The organism is Streptomyces sp. T12, assembly GCF_028736035.1.
In the GTDB taxonomy this organism is placed as follows: domain Bacteria; phylum Actinomycetota; class Actinomycetes; order Streptomycetales; family Streptomycetaceae; genus Streptomyces.
This window is the reverse complement of sequence record NZ_CP117866.1, coordinates 6,810,900-6,828,417: the sequence shown is the minus strand read 5'-3', so window position 1 is coordinate 6,828,417 and position 17,518 is coordinate 6,810,900. Positions and strand designations below refer to the sequence as shown.

Sequence of the window (17,518 nt, the reverse complement as noted above, 5' to 3'; positions counted from 1 at the left end):
CAACGTCGACGACGCCGAGGCCATTGCACGGTCCGGTGGCAGTCACGATGGTCGTAGCTCCTCGGCGGCTCAGCGGGACGCGGCTTTCGTTGACCCCGCGTGGCCGAGATGTTAGACAGCGGTAAGCGATATACGCAATGGGTGTTGCATAGACTGCAACACCCCAGATCAGGGAGGTTCCATGAGCAACGAGGCGCTCGTCCGACTGGCCGAGGAACGCGTCGATCACCGCTTCAAGGGCCTCCCCCCGGACGCCGACGGCCTGACCGTCGCCGAGCTGGCCGCCCAGCGCCGCAACCTCTTCACCGGCGGCTTCGCCACCCCCGTCCTCGCGCTCTCCGCCGAGCGCCTGGAGCACAACCTCGACCTCATGGAGGCGTACGCCGTCCGCCACGGCCTCGCCTTCGCCCCGCACGGCAAGACCTCCATGGCCCCCCAGCTGTTCCAGCGCCAGATCGAGCACGGCGCGTGGGGCATCACGCTCGCGGTGCCGCACCAGGTGCGGGTGGCGCGGGCGTACGGAACCCAGCGGATCTTCCTCGCCAACGAGCTCGTGGACCCGGCGGCCCTGCGCTGGATCGCCGGCGAACTGGCGGCCGACCCCGACTTCCACCTCATCTGCTACGTCGACTCCGTGCGTGGCGTGGAGCAGATGGACGCCGCGCTGCGCGAGGCCGGGGCCACCCGCCCGCTGGACGTGGTGGTCGAGCTGGCGGCCGGCGAAGGTGCCCGTACCGGCGTCCGTACGGAGGCGGAGTGCGCGACGGTCGCGGACGCGGTGGCGGCGGCGCCGACGCTGCGGCTGGTCGGCGTCGCCGGGTACGAGGGCGAGGTCCCGCAGGCGAACCCGGAGCGGGTGCAGGCGTGGCTGCGCCGGCTGGTCTCGCTGGCCGCCGACTTCGACAAGGCGGGCCGTTTCGCGGGGCTCAAGGAGATCGTCGTCAGCGCGGGCGGCAGCGCGTGGTTCGACGCGGTGGCGGACGTGTTCGCGGAGATCCCCGAACTCTCCCTTCCGGTGCTGAAGTTGCTGCGCTCGGGCGCGTACGTCTCGCACGACGACGGTCACTACCGCAAGCTGACCCCGTTCAACCGGGTCCCGCAGGAGGGCGCCCTCGAACCCGCCTTCCGCCTGTGGGCCCAGGTCGTCTCCCGCCCCTCCCCCGACCAGGCCTTCGTCAACGCGGGCAAGCGGGACGCGGCGTACGACCTCGACCTGCCCGTCGCCCAGGTGGTCCGCCGAGCCACGGTGGACGGTGCCGAGCGCCCAGCCACCGGCATCTCGGTGACCGCCCTGTCCGACCAGCACGCGTGGCTGCGGACGACCGAGGAGGCGGACCTGGAGGTCGGGGACTGGCTCGGCATGGGGCTGTCCCACCCGTGCACGTCGTTCGACAAGTGGCAGCTGATTCCGGTCGCGGAGGCGGACGGGACGGTCGTCGACTACATCCGCACGTTCTTCTAGGAGACAGGGGAGGCATCGGCCATGGAAGAGCTGGTGATCCGGGACGCGGAGGTCGTCGACGGCAGCGGCGGCCCCTCCTACCGCGCCGATGTGGTCGTGAACGACGGCAGGATCGTGTCGATCGTCCAGGAGGCCGCCGCGGCAGGCTGCCAACGCCCCAAGGCGCAACGGGAACTGGACGCGGAGGGCCTCGCCCTCTCCCCCGGCTTCATCGACATGCACGCCCACAGCGACCTGGCGCTGCTCCGGGACCCCGACCACAGCGCCAAGGCCGCGCAGGGGGTCACCCTTGAGGTCATCGGCCAGGACGGCCTGTCGTACGCCCCCGTCGACGACCGCACCCTCGCCGAGGTCCGCCGCGCGATCACCGGCTGGAACGGCTCCGGGGACGACATCGACTTCGGCTGGCGGACAGTCGGCGAGTACCTGGACCGCCTCGACTCCGGTTTCGAAGGCCGGGGCATCGCGGTGAACGCGGCGTACCTGATCCCCCAGGGCACGGTCCGCGCGCTCGCCGTCGGCTGGGAGGACAGGCAGGCGACGCCGGACGAGCTCGACCGGATGCGGCAGTTGGTCGCGGAGGCCATGGAGCAGGGCGCGGTCGGCATGTCGTCCGGGCTGACGTACACGCCCGGCATGTACGCCAAGGACGCCGAGCTGACGGAGCTGTGCCGGGTGGTGGCGTCGTACGGCGGCTACTACTGCCCGCACCACCGCTCCTACGGGGCGGGGGCCCTGGAGGCGTACGAGGAGATGGTGGCCCTGACGAGGGAGGCGGACTGCTCCCTCCACCTGGCCCACGCCACGATGAACTTCGGCGTGAACAAGGGCCGGGCGCCGGAGCTGCTGTCCCTGCTGGACAAGGCACTGGAGTCCGGGGCCGACATCACCCTCGACACCTACCCCTACACCCCCGGCTGCACGACCCTCGTGGCCATGCTGCCGAGTTGGGCGAGCGAGGGCGGCCCCGAGGCGATCCTGGCCCGGCTGTCGGACGACGGGACGGCCGAGCGGATCCGCCACCACATGGAGGTCATCGGCGCGGACGGCTGCCACGGCGTGCCCATCGAGTGGGACACGATCGAGATCTCGGGCGTGAGCGACCCGGCGCTCGGGGACTTCGTCGGCCGTACGGTCCAGCAGTCGGCGGACGCGCGGGGCGAGGCCCCTTGGGTGACCGCTCGCCGCCTCCTCCTCGACGACCGGCTGGGCTCGACGATCCTCCAGCACGTGGGCCACGAGGAGAACGTACGGACGATCATGCGGCACCGCGTCCACACCGGCGGTTCGGACGGCATCCTGCAGGGCACGAAGCCGCATCCGAGGGCGTACGGCACGTTCCCGCACTACCTCGGCCGGTACGTACGGGAGTTGGGCGTCCTGTCCCTGGAGGAGTGCGTGGCCCATCTGACCGCGCGCCCGGCGGCGCGGCTGCGGCTGCCGGACCGGGGGCTGGTCCGCGAGGGCTACCGGGCGGACCTGGTGCTGTTCGACCCGGGGACGGTGGCGGCGGGTTCGACGTTCGAGGACCCGCGGAGGCTGCCGACGGGCATCCCCCACGTCCTCGTGAACGGCCGTTTCGTGATCGAGGACGGCCGCAGGACGGACGTACTCGCGGGGCGGGCGGTCCGCAGGACACCAAGGTGATCCACCGCGGTGACCTGCGGACCCCCCGCCGCACGAGGTGTGGCTACGGCTTGGGCAGCACGCACCCGCTCGCACTCAGGTCGAGCTTGTTGTCGACGCCGAAGCAGGCGGGGATCTGGTAGATCTCCTGGGCGTAATTGATGCCCTGACGGACCGTGACGTTGCCGCTCTCGTCGACCTCGCACGGGTTGTTGAGCGTGCAGCGCTCGCCGTCCTCGTTGCCGGTGTTGTTGACGGCGACGACCTTGTTGGTGGCCTGGTCGATGACGGGAGAGCCGGACGTCCCGCCGATGGTGTTGCAGGCGGAGGTGTAGCGGACCGAGTCCTTGAAGGTCCAGTCGCCTTCCTTGAGGCGGTACGCGAACCCGTCGATGTTGCAGTTGTACAGCCGCTTCCAGTAGCCGGAGGCGACGGTGATGGCGGTGCCCGCGACCGGGTGGGTGTCGGCCACGGTGAGCGCGTTGATGCTGTACGAGCTCTTGATCTGCGCGTACGTGGTGGTGAGTTGATAGAAGGCGACGTCCGTGTCGGTCATCGTCCCGTAGGCGATCTTGCTGGCACGCAGGGTGCCGACCCGACTGCCCGAGGAATTGAGCAGACCGAACGTACGGCTGGAGGCCCGGTCGACCACGACCTGACCGGGGCCCGGCATGCCGGTCTCCAGACAGTGGCCGTTGGTCATCACCAGCGCCGGGTCGTTGTCCTCCGAGTCCGAGAAGCGGACGACGGAGCCGGAACAGCCGCTGAGCGAGACGGTGCCCGCGAAGTTGACGGCCTGGACCTTTGAGTCCCGGTTCAGGACCTGGCCCAGGGTGTCCGCGGTGGAGGCGACGGTGTCATTGACCACCGACGTGACCGAGCCCGTGTCCACGCTCTTGCCGAACGACCCGGCTGTCTCCACGGGAGCTGCTACCGCGGGTGCGGCGCCGGCCCCGGCTATCGCCAGGGCGAGGAGGGCGGCGCCGAGAGGTTTTCTCATGTGGGGGTCCCCTCATACGAAGAGGGGTGACCGAAGAACTTCCGGTCACCCGCATTTTTGTCATGCGCATTGTCACGCACGAGGGGGGTGTGGACAAGGACTTACTTACCGGCGAGTTCAGGCCGTAGGGGTTTCCCTATCACGGCGGGCCGGGGGTGCCGGGCGAGCGGCGCAGGACGTTCACGGGAGGGTGATGAGATCACCACAGTCATGGCCTCGTCAGGGCGGTAGCCGAGCGCCGCATGCCCTGAGCCGCATCCCCTCGGCCGCATGAGCTGCATGAGCTGCATGAACCGGATCAGTCGGATCAGCCGGATCAGCCGAACTGGCGGCCACTGCGGGCTACTTGGGCCTTTTGGTGCCGCCCTGTCCGTGTCCCGGATTGCCGTTGGCGTTGCCCGGGTCGGTCGGGGTCGGGGAGGCCGTGGGCGTGGTGGGGGCCGTGCTGCTCGTGGGCGGGGTGGGTGAGGGCTCGTCGGCCTTGTCCGTGGGGTCATCGGAGGCCGAGGGGCTCGCCGAGGCGGTGGCGGGCTGAGAGCGGGACGACTCTGTGTCGTCGGACGGACGCCCACCGGCCGACGTGTCATCGGACGGGTCCGTCGGGTCCGCCGAGTCGTCCACCGTCGGGCTCGTGCGGTCCTGCTTTCCCTGCGAGTCGCCCGGCGACGACGAGTCGGACAGGGAGAACCCGGCTATCACCGCCGCCGACACCGCCCCCACCGCGCCGGCCACGATCACCGCGCGCCGCGAGCGCCGGGCGCCGGCCTTACGGCGCGCCCGGCGGCCCGAGCCGCCCGCCCGACGGCCATGCCTCGCGCCCGCACCCACACCCGCAGCCACGCCGGCGCCGGCGCCGGCACCTGAGCTCTCGCCCTGGCCGTGGTCGGCGGCCGTCTCGTCGCTCACCCGAGGCAGCTGCGCCGTCTCGTCGTACTCGTTCCGCCAGCCGTGCGCGGCCGCCGGGTCTGTGTACTCCTCGTACGCGGGGGGTGCCGTCGGCCGCGGGTGGTACACGTTCGGCGGCGCCTGAGGTGTCTCGTTTTCGCGCTCGGGTGGCCTGGACATGACCGCGCATTCTAGAGACGGGAGCGGCGCGTGGCACAGCTACCGGCGATAACAGCCCAAACCCCCGCGTCTCACGTGTCGGAAAACACGGCCCAGGGGGCGTTACCGGGCCGTAAGCTCCTTGACATGCAGGTGATCCAGTCGACCAAGCTCGCCAACGTCTGTTACGAGATCCGGGGCCCCGTGCTCGAGGAGGCGATGCGGCTCGAGTCGGCAGGGCATCGGATCCTCAAGCTGAACACCGGAAACCCGGCCGCGTTCGGCTTCGAGTGTCCGCCCGAGATCCTGGAGGACATCCTCCGCAACGTGTCGTCGTCGCACGGCTACGGCGACGCGAAAGGCCTGCTGGCCGCACGCCGGGCCGTCGTCATGCACAACCAGACCCTCGGCATCGAGACCGACGTCGAGCACGTCTTCATCGGCAACGGCGCCTCCGAGCTGATCGTCATGGCGATGCAGGGGCTGCTCGACGACGGGGACGAAGTACTCGTCCCGGCTCCCGACTATCCCCTGTGGACCGCCGCCGTGTCCCTGTCCGGCGGCACCGCCGTCCACTACCGGTGCGACGAGCAGTCCGACTGGATGCCCGACCTCGCCGACGTCGAGCGCAAGGTCACCGACCGCACCAAGGCCATCGTCATCATCAACCCCAACAACCCGACGGGGGCCGTGTACGACGAGGCCATGATCCGCGGGCTGACGGACATCGCCCGGCGGCACAACCTCCTCGTCTGCTCCGACGAGATCTACGACAAGATCCTGTACGACGGCGCCACGCACACCCCGACCGCCGCCGTCGCGCCCGACCTGCTCACCCTCACCTTCAACGGCATGTCGAAGGCGTACCGGGTCGCCGGCTACCGGGTGGGATGGATGTCGATCTCGGGCCCCCGCGCCCACGCCGACTCCTACATCGAGGGCCTCACCATCCTCGCGAACATGCGGCTGTGCGCGAACATGCCCGGTCAGCACGGGGTCGTGGCCGCCCTCAGCGGACGGCAGACCATCAATGACCTGGTGCTGCCCGGGGGGCGGCTGAAGGAGCAGGTGGATGTCGCGTACGAGCTGCTGACGCAGATCCCCGGGGTGACGTGCGTGCGGCCGAAGGGCGCGCTGTATCTGTTCCCGCGCCTCGACCCCAAGGTCTTCAAGATCAAGGACGACCGGCAGATGGTCCTTGACCTGCTGCGACGCGAGAAGATCATGGTCGTCCAGGGCAGCGGCTTCAACTGGCCCGAGTCGGACCACTTCCGGATCGTGACCCTGCCGACGGTCGCGGATCTGCGGGACGCGGTGGGGCGGATCGCTCGGTTCCTCGACGGGTACAGCCAGCCCTGACGCTCACGCTGCGTGTGCGGGCGGCCCTTTTTTGCGAGGTGCTCAACTTTAGACAGAATCTAAGCTAGGATGGCTTCCTGTCAGCGCACAGGAGGCCATCCCCATGTACGAACCGATCCGAACCAAGTCGGTCCACAGCACGATGGCCGGCAACACCGCCGACTTCCCCCACCGCTCGCGCGAGGAGGAGCTGGACATCCAGCTCGCGGGGCACCTGGCCGCGCTGCTCGCCGTCACGGACGAGCTGCGCGCGACGGCGCCGTCCGGCGACCTCGACGCGGCGGCGACTCGGCTCGCCGAGCAGGTGAGCCGACTGCGGGGCGGCACTTCGCCGGCCCGCGCGGGTGCCTCCGGCGGTGAGGCGAGGCTTGCCGCGCTGCATCGGCGGGCGCATGCGCTTGCCGGGCGGGCGTTGGTGGTTGCTGCGTCTCGTGCGGACACCGCTGCCGCGATCCTCGCCGCCGAGCGAATGGACGCGCATGCTGCCGCGCAGGCCGAGTCGCAGGAATTGACCGGCGTCGGCTGACACCCCCTGAACGGCCCCGGTCCGCGTGCACCCGCAGCGACGCGCGGACCGGGTGCCACAGCACTGCGTTGGCTTTGGCCGCGTTCGCCGTTTCGCCGTAGGGCTTCTGTCGTGCGGCGGCTGCGGGTTGTCTGTGGCTGGTCGCGCCCACGCGGCGGAGCCGCACATCGATGCAGCCCCGCGCCCCTGAAGACGGCGTTGCAGTTGCCCGTGTTGTACCGGGACCGGTATGACACCTCCCGTTCACCCCTATCAGCGGGGAACGTTGGATTCCGGGAGCACTCTCCCCTGCGTGAGACGTATCGCAGGGATCGTCCTCGCGGTTCTGCTGATCGGTGGCGTGGTGGCCGCCGTCGTCGCGGGTCGCAGTGATGAGGACAACGGCACGGCAACGAAGACCGTGCGGGGAGTGATCGGATCGGAGAAGGCGGAGTTCTTCGCCGATCCCGACGTGGTGCAGGCCCTCGCCGCCAAGGGCTACACCGTGAAGGCCGAGGCCTCCGGGTCCTGGGCCATGGAGGGGCTGGACCTCAAGGGCTACGACTTCGCCTTCCCGTCCAGTCAGGCGCCCGCCGACGAACTGGCCAAGAAGTACGGCGCACGGCAGCCCCTGCCGCGCCCCTTCTACTCGCCGCTCGTCGTCGTGGCCCACCGCAATGCCGCCGAGGTACTCGCGGGCAACGGGCTCGCCACCCTCGATCAGCGCGGCCGCGGCACGCTCGACATGGCCGCCTACCTGGACGCCGCCGAGCGCGACCGCACCTGGCAGCAGCTCAAGGGTGCCGAGAAGTACGGGGAGTTGAGCGGAACGCTCTTCATCTCCAGCACCGACCCGGAGTCCTCCAACTCCGGCGCCCTCTACCTCGCCGCCGCCTCCTACGTGGCGAACGGCGGCCGGGTCGTCGCGAGCGAGGCCGACCTCGACCGCACCGCGCCCCTGCTGAAGAAGCTGGTCACCGTCCAGGGCGCCCAGCAGGCCGGCTCGGACGCGGTTTTCCGGGACTTCGTCAGCGGAGCGGGCAACCCGCTGGTCCTGGTCTACGAGTCGCAGGTCGCCTCACTGCTGGCGGACGGACAGAAGCCCGGCGACCTGGTCGTGCTCTACCCGGACACCACGGTCAACAGCGACCACACCGTCGTACCGCTCACCGACGACGGCAAGGCCCTCGCCGAGCTCCTCTCCACCGACCCCACGTTGCGCAAGCTGGCCCTTCGGCACGGGTTCCGGCCGCAGGGCGCCGCCGCCGAGTTCGCCTCGGCCACCACCTACCTCAAGCAGGAACTGACCGGCGTCCGGCAGGCGCCCGTGCCCACCTCCGCGGTGCTGCACGAGATGGCGCGCCGGGCCCGCGGATGACGGGGGAAACATCTGTGAACAACGACGACACCTTCACGCTCACCCCGCCCGAGGCCGTAGCGCCCGTACCGCGGGAGAAGGCGGGCGGGCTCGTCCCGGTCGACGACGCCGTCCGTACCGACATGGCCAAGAAGGCCTCCGCCTATGTCGAGGGGCTCGCGGCGCTCGACGCCCGCTCCCCCGAGTTCGCCGGCAAGGTCGGCGAGATCACCGCCCTCGGCGCCGGTGAGATGCGCACCGCCGCCGCCCAGTCCAACCGCATGCTGGAGCGGACCGTCAGAAGCCTGCCGGACCGGGGAGGGGACGCCCAGTCGCAGGTCGCGGGCTCGCTCGTGGAGCTGCGCAGGGTGGTGGAGGACCTGGATCCACGGGATCTGCCCGCCGCCAAGGGCCGCAAGTTCCTCTCCCGGCTCCCTGGCGGCAACAAGCTGCGCGACCACGTCGCCAAGTACGCCTCCGCGCAGGGGACCCTGGACAAGATCGTGGGGTCTCTGCGGGGCGGTCAGGACGAGCTGCGGCGGGACAACGCCGCGCTGCAGACGGAGCGGGTGCGCCTGTGGGAGACCATGGGCAAGCTCCAGGAGTACGTCGTCCTGACTCAGGCCCTGGACAGCGCCGTCGAGCAGCACATCGCCGGGGTCGACGCGAGCGACCCGCAGCAGGCGGACTCCCTCCGGGCCGACGTGCTCTTCCCGGTCCGGCAGAAGCACCAGGACCTGCTCACCCAGCTCGCGGTGTGCGCGCAGGGCTACCTCGCCATGGACGTCGTACGGCGCAACAACGAGGAGCTGATCAAGGGCGTCGACCGGGCGGCCACGACCACCGTCTCGGCGCTGCGGATCTCCGTGATGCTGGCGTCCGCGCTCGACAACCAGAAGAAGGTCATCGAGCAGGTCAACGCCCTGCGCGGGACGACCGAGGACCTGATCCGGGGGAACGCCGAGATGCTGGCGAGCCAGAGCGGGGAGATCCAGCGCATCGCCGCCGACCCGGCCGTCGGCGCCGAGACCCTGCGCTCGGCCTTCCAGCAGATCTACCGCACGCTCGACGCCATCGACACCTACAAGGTCCAGGCGACCGAGGTGATGGCGACGACGGTGGAGAACCTCACCGCGGAACTGCAGCACGCGAGCACCTACCTGGAGCGCAGCCGCACGCAGGGCGCGCTGGAGGGTGGGCTCGGATGAGAGCACGACTCCTCGCTCCCGCGCTCGCCGCACTGGCCCTGCTGTCGGCCTGCACCTCGCAGAAGGCCGCCGACGACCCGGACCCGAACGCCCCGCAGCCCGGCACCCTCCGCGTCCTCGCCTCCAGCGAGCTCAGCGACATGGCCCCGGTGCTCGATCGGATCGCCGACGACACCGGCATCAAGGTGCGGCCCACCTACATGGGCACCCTCGACGCCGTGGAACTGCTGGCGGAGGGCAAGGCGGACGGGCAGTACGACGCCCTGTGGCTGTCCTCCAACGACTACCTGCGCCTGCGGCCCGACGCGTCGAAGAAGGTCATGTCGGAGACGCCGGTCATGTCGAGCCCGGTGGCCATCGGGGTCAGGAACACGGCACTCGGCAGGCTCGGCTGGAAGCCGGAGAGTGTCACCTGGGCGCGGATCGAGCAGGCCGTCCAGGACGGGGATCTGACGTACGGCATGACCGACCCGGCCCGCTCCAATTCCGGCTTCGCCACCCTCGTCTCCGTCGCCTCGGCCCTCTCGGGCGCCCAGTCCGCGCTCACCGACGCGGACGTCGGCAAGGCCACGCCCCGGCTGAAGGAGTTCTTCCGGGGTCAGAAGCTGACGTCGGGGTCGTCGGGCTGGCTGGCGACGGCGTACCAGCGGCGTGGGAACGTCGACGCCCTGCTCAACTACGAGTCCGTCCTCAAGGGCATCCCCGGCCTGACGGTGATCCGCCCCACCGACGGTGTCGTCACCGCCGACTACCCGCTCTCCTCCCTCGCGTCGACGAGCGCCGCGACCCGCGAGGACGTCCGCCGGCTCACCGAGGCCCTGCGCACCGAGGACGTCCAGCGGCTGATCACCGAGCGCACCCATCGCCGCCCGGTCGTCGCCTCCGTCCCGCCCGCGTCCGGCCTCGACACCAGCAGGCGGCGCGAACTGCCCTTCCCGGGCAGCCGTTCCGTCGCCGACGGCCTCCTCGACTCGTACGAGAACGAGCTGCGCCGCCCGTCCAGGACGGTCTACGTCCTGGACACCTCGGGCTCGATGGAGGGCGACCGCCTGGCACAGCTGAAGCGGGCGCTCGCCGACCTCACCGGCGACTTCCGCGAGCGCGAGGAGGTCACGCTGATGCCCTTCGGGTCGGACGTGAAGAGCGTGCGCACGCATGTCGTGGAGCCGGCCCGCCCGAAGAGCGGGCTCGACGCCATCCGCGAGGACACCGCCGCGCTCACCGCCGAGGGTGACACCGCGATCTACACCTCCCTGGAGAAGGCGTACGAGCATCTGGGCGCCGGAGGGTCCCAGGACACGTTCACATCGGTCGTGCTGATGACCGACGGCGAGAACACCACCGGCGTCGAGGCGGCGGACTTCGACGCCTTCTACGCCGCGCTGGACCGCGACCGGCGGGAGACGCCCGTCTTCCCCATCCTCTTCGGCGACTCCGACCGGTCCGAGCTGGAGCACATCGCCGAGCTGACCGGCGGCCGCCTCTTCGACGCCCAGGAGGGCTCGCTGGACGGCGCCTTCGAGGAGATCCGTGGCTACCAATAGGGCGGTTACCGGTAGGGCGGTGGCGTACCTGGAGTCCCGCAAGAACATCGCCGGGAGCGCGTGCGGGCTGGTCGGGCTGGTACTGACCTTCACGGGGGTGGCGGGACCGTACTGGCCCGTCGTGGTCGCCGGCCTGTACGGCGCGGGCGCGCTGATCGCCCCGCCGGAGCGGCCCGCACCGCCCGACTTTCCGGATCCGTCGGCCCAACTGGACGAACTGCGGGGCGACTTCGAGAGGCTGCGCGGCTATCTGACGGATGTCGAGCTGTCGGTCACTGCGGCCGCGCGGCTGCGTGAACTCACCGAGCTGCTGGCCGCGTTGCTGGACCGGGGCTGGGTGGCCGAGCTGCTCGCGCGGGACCCGGAGGGCGTGCACGTGCTCTCCCGGATCGTGCGGCGCGATCTTCCCGAGGCCGTCGACAGCTTCGTACGGACGCGGTGGTGGACGCGGATGTCGCCCGGCACTCAGTCGCCCGAGCTGCATCTGGAGCGCCAGCTCGGCCTGCTGAAGAAGGACGCCGAGCGCCTGGCGGCGAGCCTGCGCGAGGTGGAGGCCCGCCGCCAGGAGTCCCACACCCGATATCTGGAGGACCGGGGCGGGAGCGCGGGCGGATTTACCGCCTGACGTAGACCGTCGCCGAGGCGGACGACGGGCTGTGCAGGTCGTCGCCCGGCCAGCTGACCGTGTAGTCCGCGTCGCCCCGGATGCGCGGCAGGTCGTTGATCCTGAAGGTGCCGTCGGCGGCGACCGCCACAGACGACAGCGTGCCGGTGCCGAGCCGGTCGGTCCGGGTGACCTTGAGGACCGCCCGGTCCGCCAGCGGCCGAGCCCGGAGACATGGGGCCTGGTTGGTGGTGATCGTCGTGAGGCGCTCGCCCGCGAAGTTGTAGACGGCGATGGTGCCGGAATCGAGGTAGTAGCCGACATTGCTGTCCGCCACGAAGACACGCTGGTGGACGTTGTCGACGGCGAGCGCCGAGATACAGCCCCGCGCCCCTGAGGGCGTTGCACCGAACCCCTGAACCAGGCGAAGGCCTGCCGTCGCCTTCCCGTCGGGGCGGACGGGGTGCGACGGCAGGCCCAGGGCTCCGCACGCCGTTGTACGGAACCTCGCCGGTATGCACCGCGGCCGGCCGTGACGATCACTGGTCAGGGCATCCGTGCCGGCCGCGGAGTCTTTGGGGGCGGGCTTCAGCCCAGGCGCTGCACCAGCGCGTGGTACTCGTCCCACAGCTCCTTCGGCGTGTGGTCGCCGAAGGTGTTGAGGTGGTCGGGGACGAGCGCGGCCTCCTCGCGCCAGACCTCCTTGTCGACGGTGAGCAGGAAGTCCAGGTCGGAGTCGGCCAGTTCGAGGCCGCCCGTGTCCAGGGCGCTCTTGGCCGGCAGGATGCCGATCGGGGTCTCGACGCCCTCGGCCTTGCCGTCGAGGCGTTCCACGATCCACTTCAGGACGCGGCTGTTCTCACCGAAGCCGGGCCAGACGAACTTGCCCTCGTCGTTCTTGCGGAACCAGTTGACGTAGTAGATCTTCGGCAGCTTGGACTGGTCCTTGTCCTTGGCCACGTCGACCCAGTGGGCCATGTAGTCGCCCATGTTGTAGCCGCAGAACGGCAGCATGGCGAAGGGGTCGCGGCGCAGCTCGCCGACCTTGCCCTCGGCGGCGGCCGTCTTCTCGCTCGCCACGTTGGCGCCTAGGAACACGCCGTGGTTCCAGTCGAAGGACTCCGTCACCAGCGGTACGGCGGTGGCGCGGCGCCCGCCGAAGAGGATCGCGGAGATCGGCACGCCCTTGGGGTCCTCCCACTCGGGCGCGATGATCGGGCACTGGGAGGCGGGGACGGTGAAGCGGGCGTTGGGGTGGGCGGCCGGGGTGTCGCTGTCCGGCGTCCAGTCGTTGCCCTTCCAGTCCGTCAGGTGGGCCGGAGTCTCCTCCGTCATGCCCTCCCACCAGATGTCGTTGTCGTCGGTGAGCGCGACGTTGGTGAAGACCGAGTTGCCCCACAGCGTCTTCATCGCGTTGGCGTTGGTGTGCTCGCCGGTGCCGGGCGCGACGCCGAAGAAGCCGGCCTCGGGGTTGATGGCGTACAGGCGGCCGTCCTCGCCGAAGCGCATCCAGGCGATGTCGTCGCCGATCGTCTCGACCGTCCAGCCGGAGATCGTGGGCTCCAGCATGGCGAGGTTGGTCTTGCCGCAGGCGCTCGGGAAGGCGGCGGCGACGTACTTGGACTCGCCCTGCGGCGGGGTGAGTTTCAGGATCAGCATGTGCTCGGCGAGCCAGCCCTCGTCGCGGGCCATGACGGAGGCGATGCGCAGGGCGTAGCACTTCTTGCCGAGCAGGGCGTTGCCGCCGTAGCCGGAGCCGTAGGACCAGATCTCGCGGCTCTCCGGGAAGTGGGAGATGTACTTGGTCTGGTTGCAGGGCCAGGGGACGTCCTCCTGGCCTTCCTCCAGCGGGGCGCCGACGGAGTGCACGGCCTTCACGAAGAAGCCGTCCTCACCGAGCTCGTCGAGGACGGCCTGACCCATGCGGGTCATGGTGCGCATGGAGACGGCGACGTAGGCGGAGTCGGTGATCTCGACGCCGATCGCGGAGAGCTTCGAGCCGAGCGGGCCCATGCAGAACGGGACGACGTACATGGTCCGGCCGCGCATCGAGCCGCGGAAGACGCCCTTCTCGCCGGAGAAGACCTCGCGCATCTCGGCGGGGTCCATCCAGTGGTTCGTCGGCCCCGCGTCCTGCTCCTTCTCGGAGCAGATGAAGGTCCGGTCCTCGACGCGCGCGACGTCGGTCGGGTCGGAGGCCGCGTAGTAGGAGTTGGGGCGCTTGATCGGGTCGAGCCTCTTGAAGGTGCCCTTCGCGACGAGCTCCTCGCTCAGCCGGTCGTACTCGGCCTCGGATCCGTCACACCAGACCACGCTGTCCGGCTGCGTCAGTTCGGCGATCTCGTTGACCCACGAGATCAGCTCCTGGTGGTTTGTGGGAACGACGGGGGGAGCCGCGATGTCGCGCGCCACGGTTGCTCCTAAGTGAGGGATTTTGTCCTGAATATGCCCTTGTATGCCCCGTGGGGGCCGCGACCCGGATGCTTCGCGGACTCGACCTGCTTCTCGATCTTCCGCGCTCATCCGGTGCCGACCGCACTCATTTGATCATCCGACGCGTCCGCCCATATGTCCAGAGGGCGTCACAGGTGAGCGGCGTGAGCATCGCCACTCATCCAGATGTTTTCGTTGCGCCACTACGGCTTCACCCCAGGTGCGCCCGTTTCGGGTACTCCATGAGACGATGGCCACTTCCGGGTGCCCATCTCGCCGCCCTGATACGTAACTTACGGTTCCGTAGGTACGATGCCCCCCATGACTGCGCCCGTCCCCGACGCGCAACCGGACACGGCGGCCGCCGGCCGCGGTTCCGCCGCGTCTTCCCTGCCTCACCAGATCGCGCACCACGCCCAGCAGCTGACGGACGAGATCAAGCCCAAGCTCCGCGGCTGGCTGCACCTCGGCATGTTCCCGGCCGCACTGGTCGCGGGCCTGGCGCTCACCGCCCTCGCGGACTCCCCCAGAGGCCGGCTCGCCTGCGGGATCTTCGCCCTCACCGCCTGCCTGCTGTTCGGCGTGAGCGCGCTGTACCACCGGGGCAACTGGAGCCCGCGCATGGACGGCTTCCTGCGCCGACTGGATCACGCCAACATCTTCCTGATCATCGCGGGCACCTACACACCGCTGACCATGCTGCTCCTGCCGGGGGCCAAGGGTCAGTGGCTGCTGTGGGGCATCTGGGCCGCCGCCGCGGCGGGCATCGTCTTCCGCGTCTTCTGGGTCGGCGCCCCGCGCTGGCTCTACACCCCCTGCTACATCGCGATGGGCTGGGCGGCCGTCTTCTTCCTGCCGGACTTCATGCGCACCGGCGGCATCGCGGTACTGGTCCTGGTGATCGTCGGCGGCGTCCTCTACAGCGCGGGCGGCGTGATCTACGGCATCAAGCGCCCGAACCCGTCACCGCGCTGGTTCGGCTTCCACGAGGTCTTCCACTCCTTCACGCTGGCGGCGTTCATCACGCACTACGTGGGGATCTCGCTGGTGGCGTACCAGCACGGGTAGCACCGCGCAGCACCCTTTCCCCATCAGGGCCACGGCTTGCGAGCCGTGGCCCTTTTGCGTGCCGACAGCAGATCTCTATTGACAGTCGCTCGATTTTGAGAGTTACTCTCATTTCATGGACACTGTCACTCCAGACCCCCGCCGTTGGTGGGCCCTGGCCGCCCTGGTCGCCAGCATGCTCACGCTCGGCTTCGACATGACGATCCTCAACGTGGCGCTGCCGACGATGGCCGCCGATCTCGGCGCCACCACCGGCCAGCAGCAGTGGATGGCGGATGCGTACGTCGTCGTCTTCGCCGCGCTGATGCTGCCCGCGGGCCTGCTCGGCGACCGGTTCGGGCGGCGGCGGGTGCTGATCACCGGGCTCGGCATCTTCCTCGCCGGATCGCTGGTCGGCGCACTGGCCGACGACGTGAACGCGGTGATCGCCGCACGAGCGGTGATGGGCGTCGGCGGCGCCCTGGTCACCCCGCTCGCGCTCTCCGTGCTGCCCACGCTCTTCGGCCCCGAGGAGCGTGCCAAGGCCGTCGGCATCACCTCCGCCGCCTCCGCGCTCGGCCTGCCGCTCGGCCCGATCATCGGCGGCTGGCTGCTCAACCACTTCTGGTGGGGCTCGGTCTTCCTGATCAACGTCCCGATGGCCGCGATCGGCATCGCCGCCTGCGTCTTCCTGCTCCCGGAGACGAAGGACCCCGCCTCCCCCAAGGTCGACGCCCTCTCCACCGCGCTCGCCGTGACCGGGCTCGGCGTCCTCGTCTACGCGATCATCGAGGCGCCCACCCGGGGCTGGGGCGACCCGCTGGTCCTGGCCATGCTCGGGGCCTCAGTGGCCTTGATCACCGCGCTCGTGCTGCGCGAACGCCGGGTCCAGCGCCCCATGCTCGACATGACCCTGCTCGCCCACCGCGGCTTCCTGTTCAACACCGTCGCCGCGACCCTGGTGACCTTCATCCTGTCCGGCCTGCTGTTCGTGCTGCCGCCCTACCTCCAGGCCGTCCTCGGCCACGACGCCCTGGGCACCGGCGTGCGGCTGCTGCCGATGATGGGCGGACTGCTGGTCGCCTCCCGCCTCGCCCCGCAGGTCGTCGCCCGCTTCGGTGCGCGTGCCGCGGTGAGCGCGGGCCTGGTGGTGCTGGCCTTCGCCGGGATCCTCGGCAGCCGTACGACAGCGGACTCCGGCTACGGATTCGTCGCGCTGTGGCTCACCGTCACCGGTCTCGGCTTCGGCCTCTCGCTCATCCCCGCCATGAACGGCGGCCTGAGCGCCCTGCCCCGCGACCGCGCCGGAAGCGGCTCGGGGCTGCTGATGACCCTGCGTCAGGTCGGCGGTGCGATCGGCATCGCGCTGCTCGGCAGCCTGCTCGCCGCCGGCTTCCGGGACCGGCTCGACGTCACCGGGCTGCCCGCGAAGGCCGCCGACACCGCTGGGGAGTCCGTGGTCGCGGCCCACCTCGTCGCCGAGCGGGCGGGCTCGGCTGAGCTCGCGGCCTCCGCGAACAGCGCCTACGTCCACGGCATGGGCGTCGTCCTGCTGGTGTGCGGGATCGCGGCCCTCGTCTCCGCGCTGCTGGCGGCCGCGTTCCTGCCGGGCACGCCCGATGCACGTGAGCCCGAGAGCCCGGACATGGCTGCCGAGCGGGCCGATGCCCGACAATGAGCCCCATGACCTCCGCACACTCCTCTCCCCTGACCGACCGCCCCCAGCTGGGGCTTCGTGAGCGGAAGAAGATCAAGACCCGGACGGCGATCCGCGACGCGACGTACGCGCTGATCAAGGAGCAGGGCTACGACGCCACCACGATCGAGCAGATCGCCGAGCGCGCCGAGGTGTCGCCGTCCACGGTCTTCCGGTACTTCCCGACGAAGGAGGACATCGTCCTCACGGACGAGTACGACCCGATCCTGCTGGAGGAGCTGCGCAAGCGGCCGGCGGACGAGCCGTGGATGGAGTCCCTGCGGTACGTCATGCGGCTGGCGATCAGCGCCGGGCTGGCGGAGGGGCCGGAGGTCGTCCGGCTGAGGTCGCATCTGCTGGTCCAGGTCCCGGCGGTGCGGTCCCGGATGCTGGAGAGCATGTCGGTCACCGGCCGGATGCTCGCCGAGGCCGTCGCCGAGCGCAACGGCCTCGACCGGGACAGCCTGGAGGCGCGGGTCTACACGATGTCCCTGATCGGCGGCCTCGCGGAGATCTCCCTGTACTGGGCCGAGAACGACTTCAAGGACGACCTCCACGACCTCCTCGACCGCACCCTGGACGTCATCGAGCACGGGCTCCCCGGGAAAAACACCTGAGGCGCGAGCCCTGTGC

Annotated in this window: 15 protein-coding genes; 11 read left to right on the top strand and 4 right to left on the bottom strand. The window is 70.2% G+C overall.

Features of this window, described 5'->3' with window-relative positions; all coding sequences use genetic code 11:
* The first annotated feature begins 181 nt into the window (after positions 1-181).
* Positions 182-1,462 carry an amino acid deaminase gene (locus PBV52_RS30905; protein WP_274242788.1) on the top strand — a complete coding sequence of 427 codons (1,281 nt, stop codon included), beginning with the start codon at positions 182-184 and terminating at the stop codon, positions 1,460-1,462.
* Between the two features lie 21 nt (positions 1,463-1,483).
* Positions 1,484-3,109 (top strand): amidohydrolase family protein, encoded by a 1,626-nt coding sequence (locus PBV52_RS30900; RefSeq protein WP_274242787.1) that lies wholly within the window; start codon positions 1,484-1,486, stop codon positions 3,107-3,109.
* 43 nt (positions 3,110-3,152) lie between these two features.
* Here PBV52_RS30900 and PBV52_RS30895 read toward each other — a convergent pair whose 3' ends face one another.
* Positions 3,153-4,088 carry a serine protease gene (locus PBV52_RS30895; protein WP_274242786.1) on the bottom strand — a complete coding sequence of 312 codons (936 nt, stop codon included), beginning with the start codon at positions 4,086-4,088 and terminating at the stop codon, positions 3,153-3,155.
* Positions 4,089-4,430: 342 nt separating this feature from the next.
* Entirely contained in the window at positions 4,431-5,153 is a 723-nt protein-coding gene (locus PBV52_RS30890; protein ID WP_274242785.1) for a hypothetical protein, read from the bottom strand.
* A gap of 126 nt (positions 5,154-5,279) precedes the next feature.
* Here PBV52_RS30890 and PBV52_RS30885 point away from each other — a divergent pair, with 126 nt between their 5' ends.
* From PBV52_RS30885 to PBV52_RS30860, 6 genes are all read left to right on the top strand, one after another.
* Positions 5,280-6,491 (top strand): pyridoxal phosphate-dependent aminotransferase, encoded by a 1,212-nt coding sequence (locus tag PBV52_RS30885; protein WP_274242784.1) that lies wholly within the window; start codon positions 5,280-5,282, stop codon positions 6,489-6,491.
* Between the two features lie 103 nt (positions 6,492-6,594).
* Entirely contained in the window at positions 6,595-7,017 is a 423-nt protein-coding gene (locus PBV52_RS30880; RefSeq protein WP_274242783.1) for a hypothetical protein, read from the top strand.
* Positions 7,018-7,309: 292 nt separating this feature from the next.
* Positions 7,310-8,374, top strand: coding sequence for a substrate-binding domain-containing protein (locus tag PBV52_RS30875; RefSeq protein WP_274242781.1), 1,065 nt, complete (start codon positions 7,310-7,312; stop codon positions 8,372-8,374).
* Positions 8,371-9,561: a toxic anion resistance protein gene (locus PBV52_RS30870; protein ID WP_274242780.1), complete on the top strand. Its 1,191-nt coding sequence runs from the start codon at positions 8,371-8,373 to the stop codon at positions 9,559-9,561. The genes PBV52_RS30875 and PBV52_RS30870 overlap by 4 nt, the downstream gene beginning before the upstream one ends.
* Entirely contained in the window at positions 9,558-11,105 is a 1,548-nt protein-coding gene (locus PBV52_RS30865; protein ID WP_274242779.1) for a VWA domain-containing protein, read from the top strand. Before PBV52_RS30870 ends, PBV52_RS30865 begins: the two co-directional genes overlap by 4 nt.
* Positions 11,092-11,730 (top strand): hypothetical protein, encoded by a 639-nt coding sequence (locus PBV52_RS30860; protein WP_274242778.1) that lies wholly within the window; start codon positions 11,092-11,094, stop codon positions 11,728-11,730. Before PBV52_RS30865 ends, PBV52_RS30860 begins: the two co-directional genes overlap by 14 nt.
* Here PBV52_RS30860 and PBV52_RS30855 read toward each other — a convergent pair.
* Positions 11,720-12,046 (bottom strand): hypothetical protein, encoded by a 327-nt coding sequence (locus PBV52_RS30855; protein WP_274242777.1) that lies wholly within the window; start codon positions 12,044-12,046, stop codon positions 11,720-11,722. The two genes, PBV52_RS30860 and PBV52_RS30855, sit on opposite strands and share 11 nt — an antisense overlap.
* 251 nt (positions 12,047-12,297) lie before the next feature.
* Positions 12,298-14,121 carry a phosphoenolpyruvate carboxykinase (GTP) gene (locus PBV52_RS30850; protein WP_274242775.1) on the bottom strand — a complete coding sequence of 608 codons (1,824 nt, stop codon included), beginning with the start codon at positions 14,119-14,121 and terminating at the stop codon, positions 12,298-12,300.
* A gap of 342 nt (positions 14,122-14,463) precedes the next feature.
* Here PBV52_RS30850 and PBV52_RS30845 point away from each other — a divergent pair, with 342 nt between their 5' ends.
* The 3 genes from PBV52_RS30845 (at position 14,464) to PBV52_RS30835 (ending at position 17,502) form a co-directional block, all read left to right on the top strand.
* Positions 14,464-15,210 (top strand): hemolysin III family protein, encoded by a 747-nt coding sequence (locus PBV52_RS30845; protein WP_274242774.1) that lies wholly within the window; start codon positions 14,464-14,466, stop codon positions 15,208-15,210.
* A 115-nt stretch (positions 15,211-15,325) separates the two neighbouring features.
* On the top strand, positions 15,326-16,867 hold the full coding sequence (locus PBV52_RS30840) for a DHA2 family efflux MFS transporter permease subunit (protein WP_274242772.1): 1,542 nt from the start codon (positions 15,326-15,328) through the stop codon (positions 16,865-16,867).
* On the top strand, positions 16,864-17,502 hold the full coding sequence (locus tag PBV52_RS30835) for a TetR/AcrR family transcriptional regulator (protein ID WP_274242770.1): 639 nt from the start codon (positions 16,864-16,866) through the stop codon (positions 17,500-17,502). Before PBV52_RS30840 ends, PBV52_RS30835 begins: the two co-directional genes overlap by 4 nt.
* Positions 17,503-17,518: the final 16 nt, after the last annotated feature.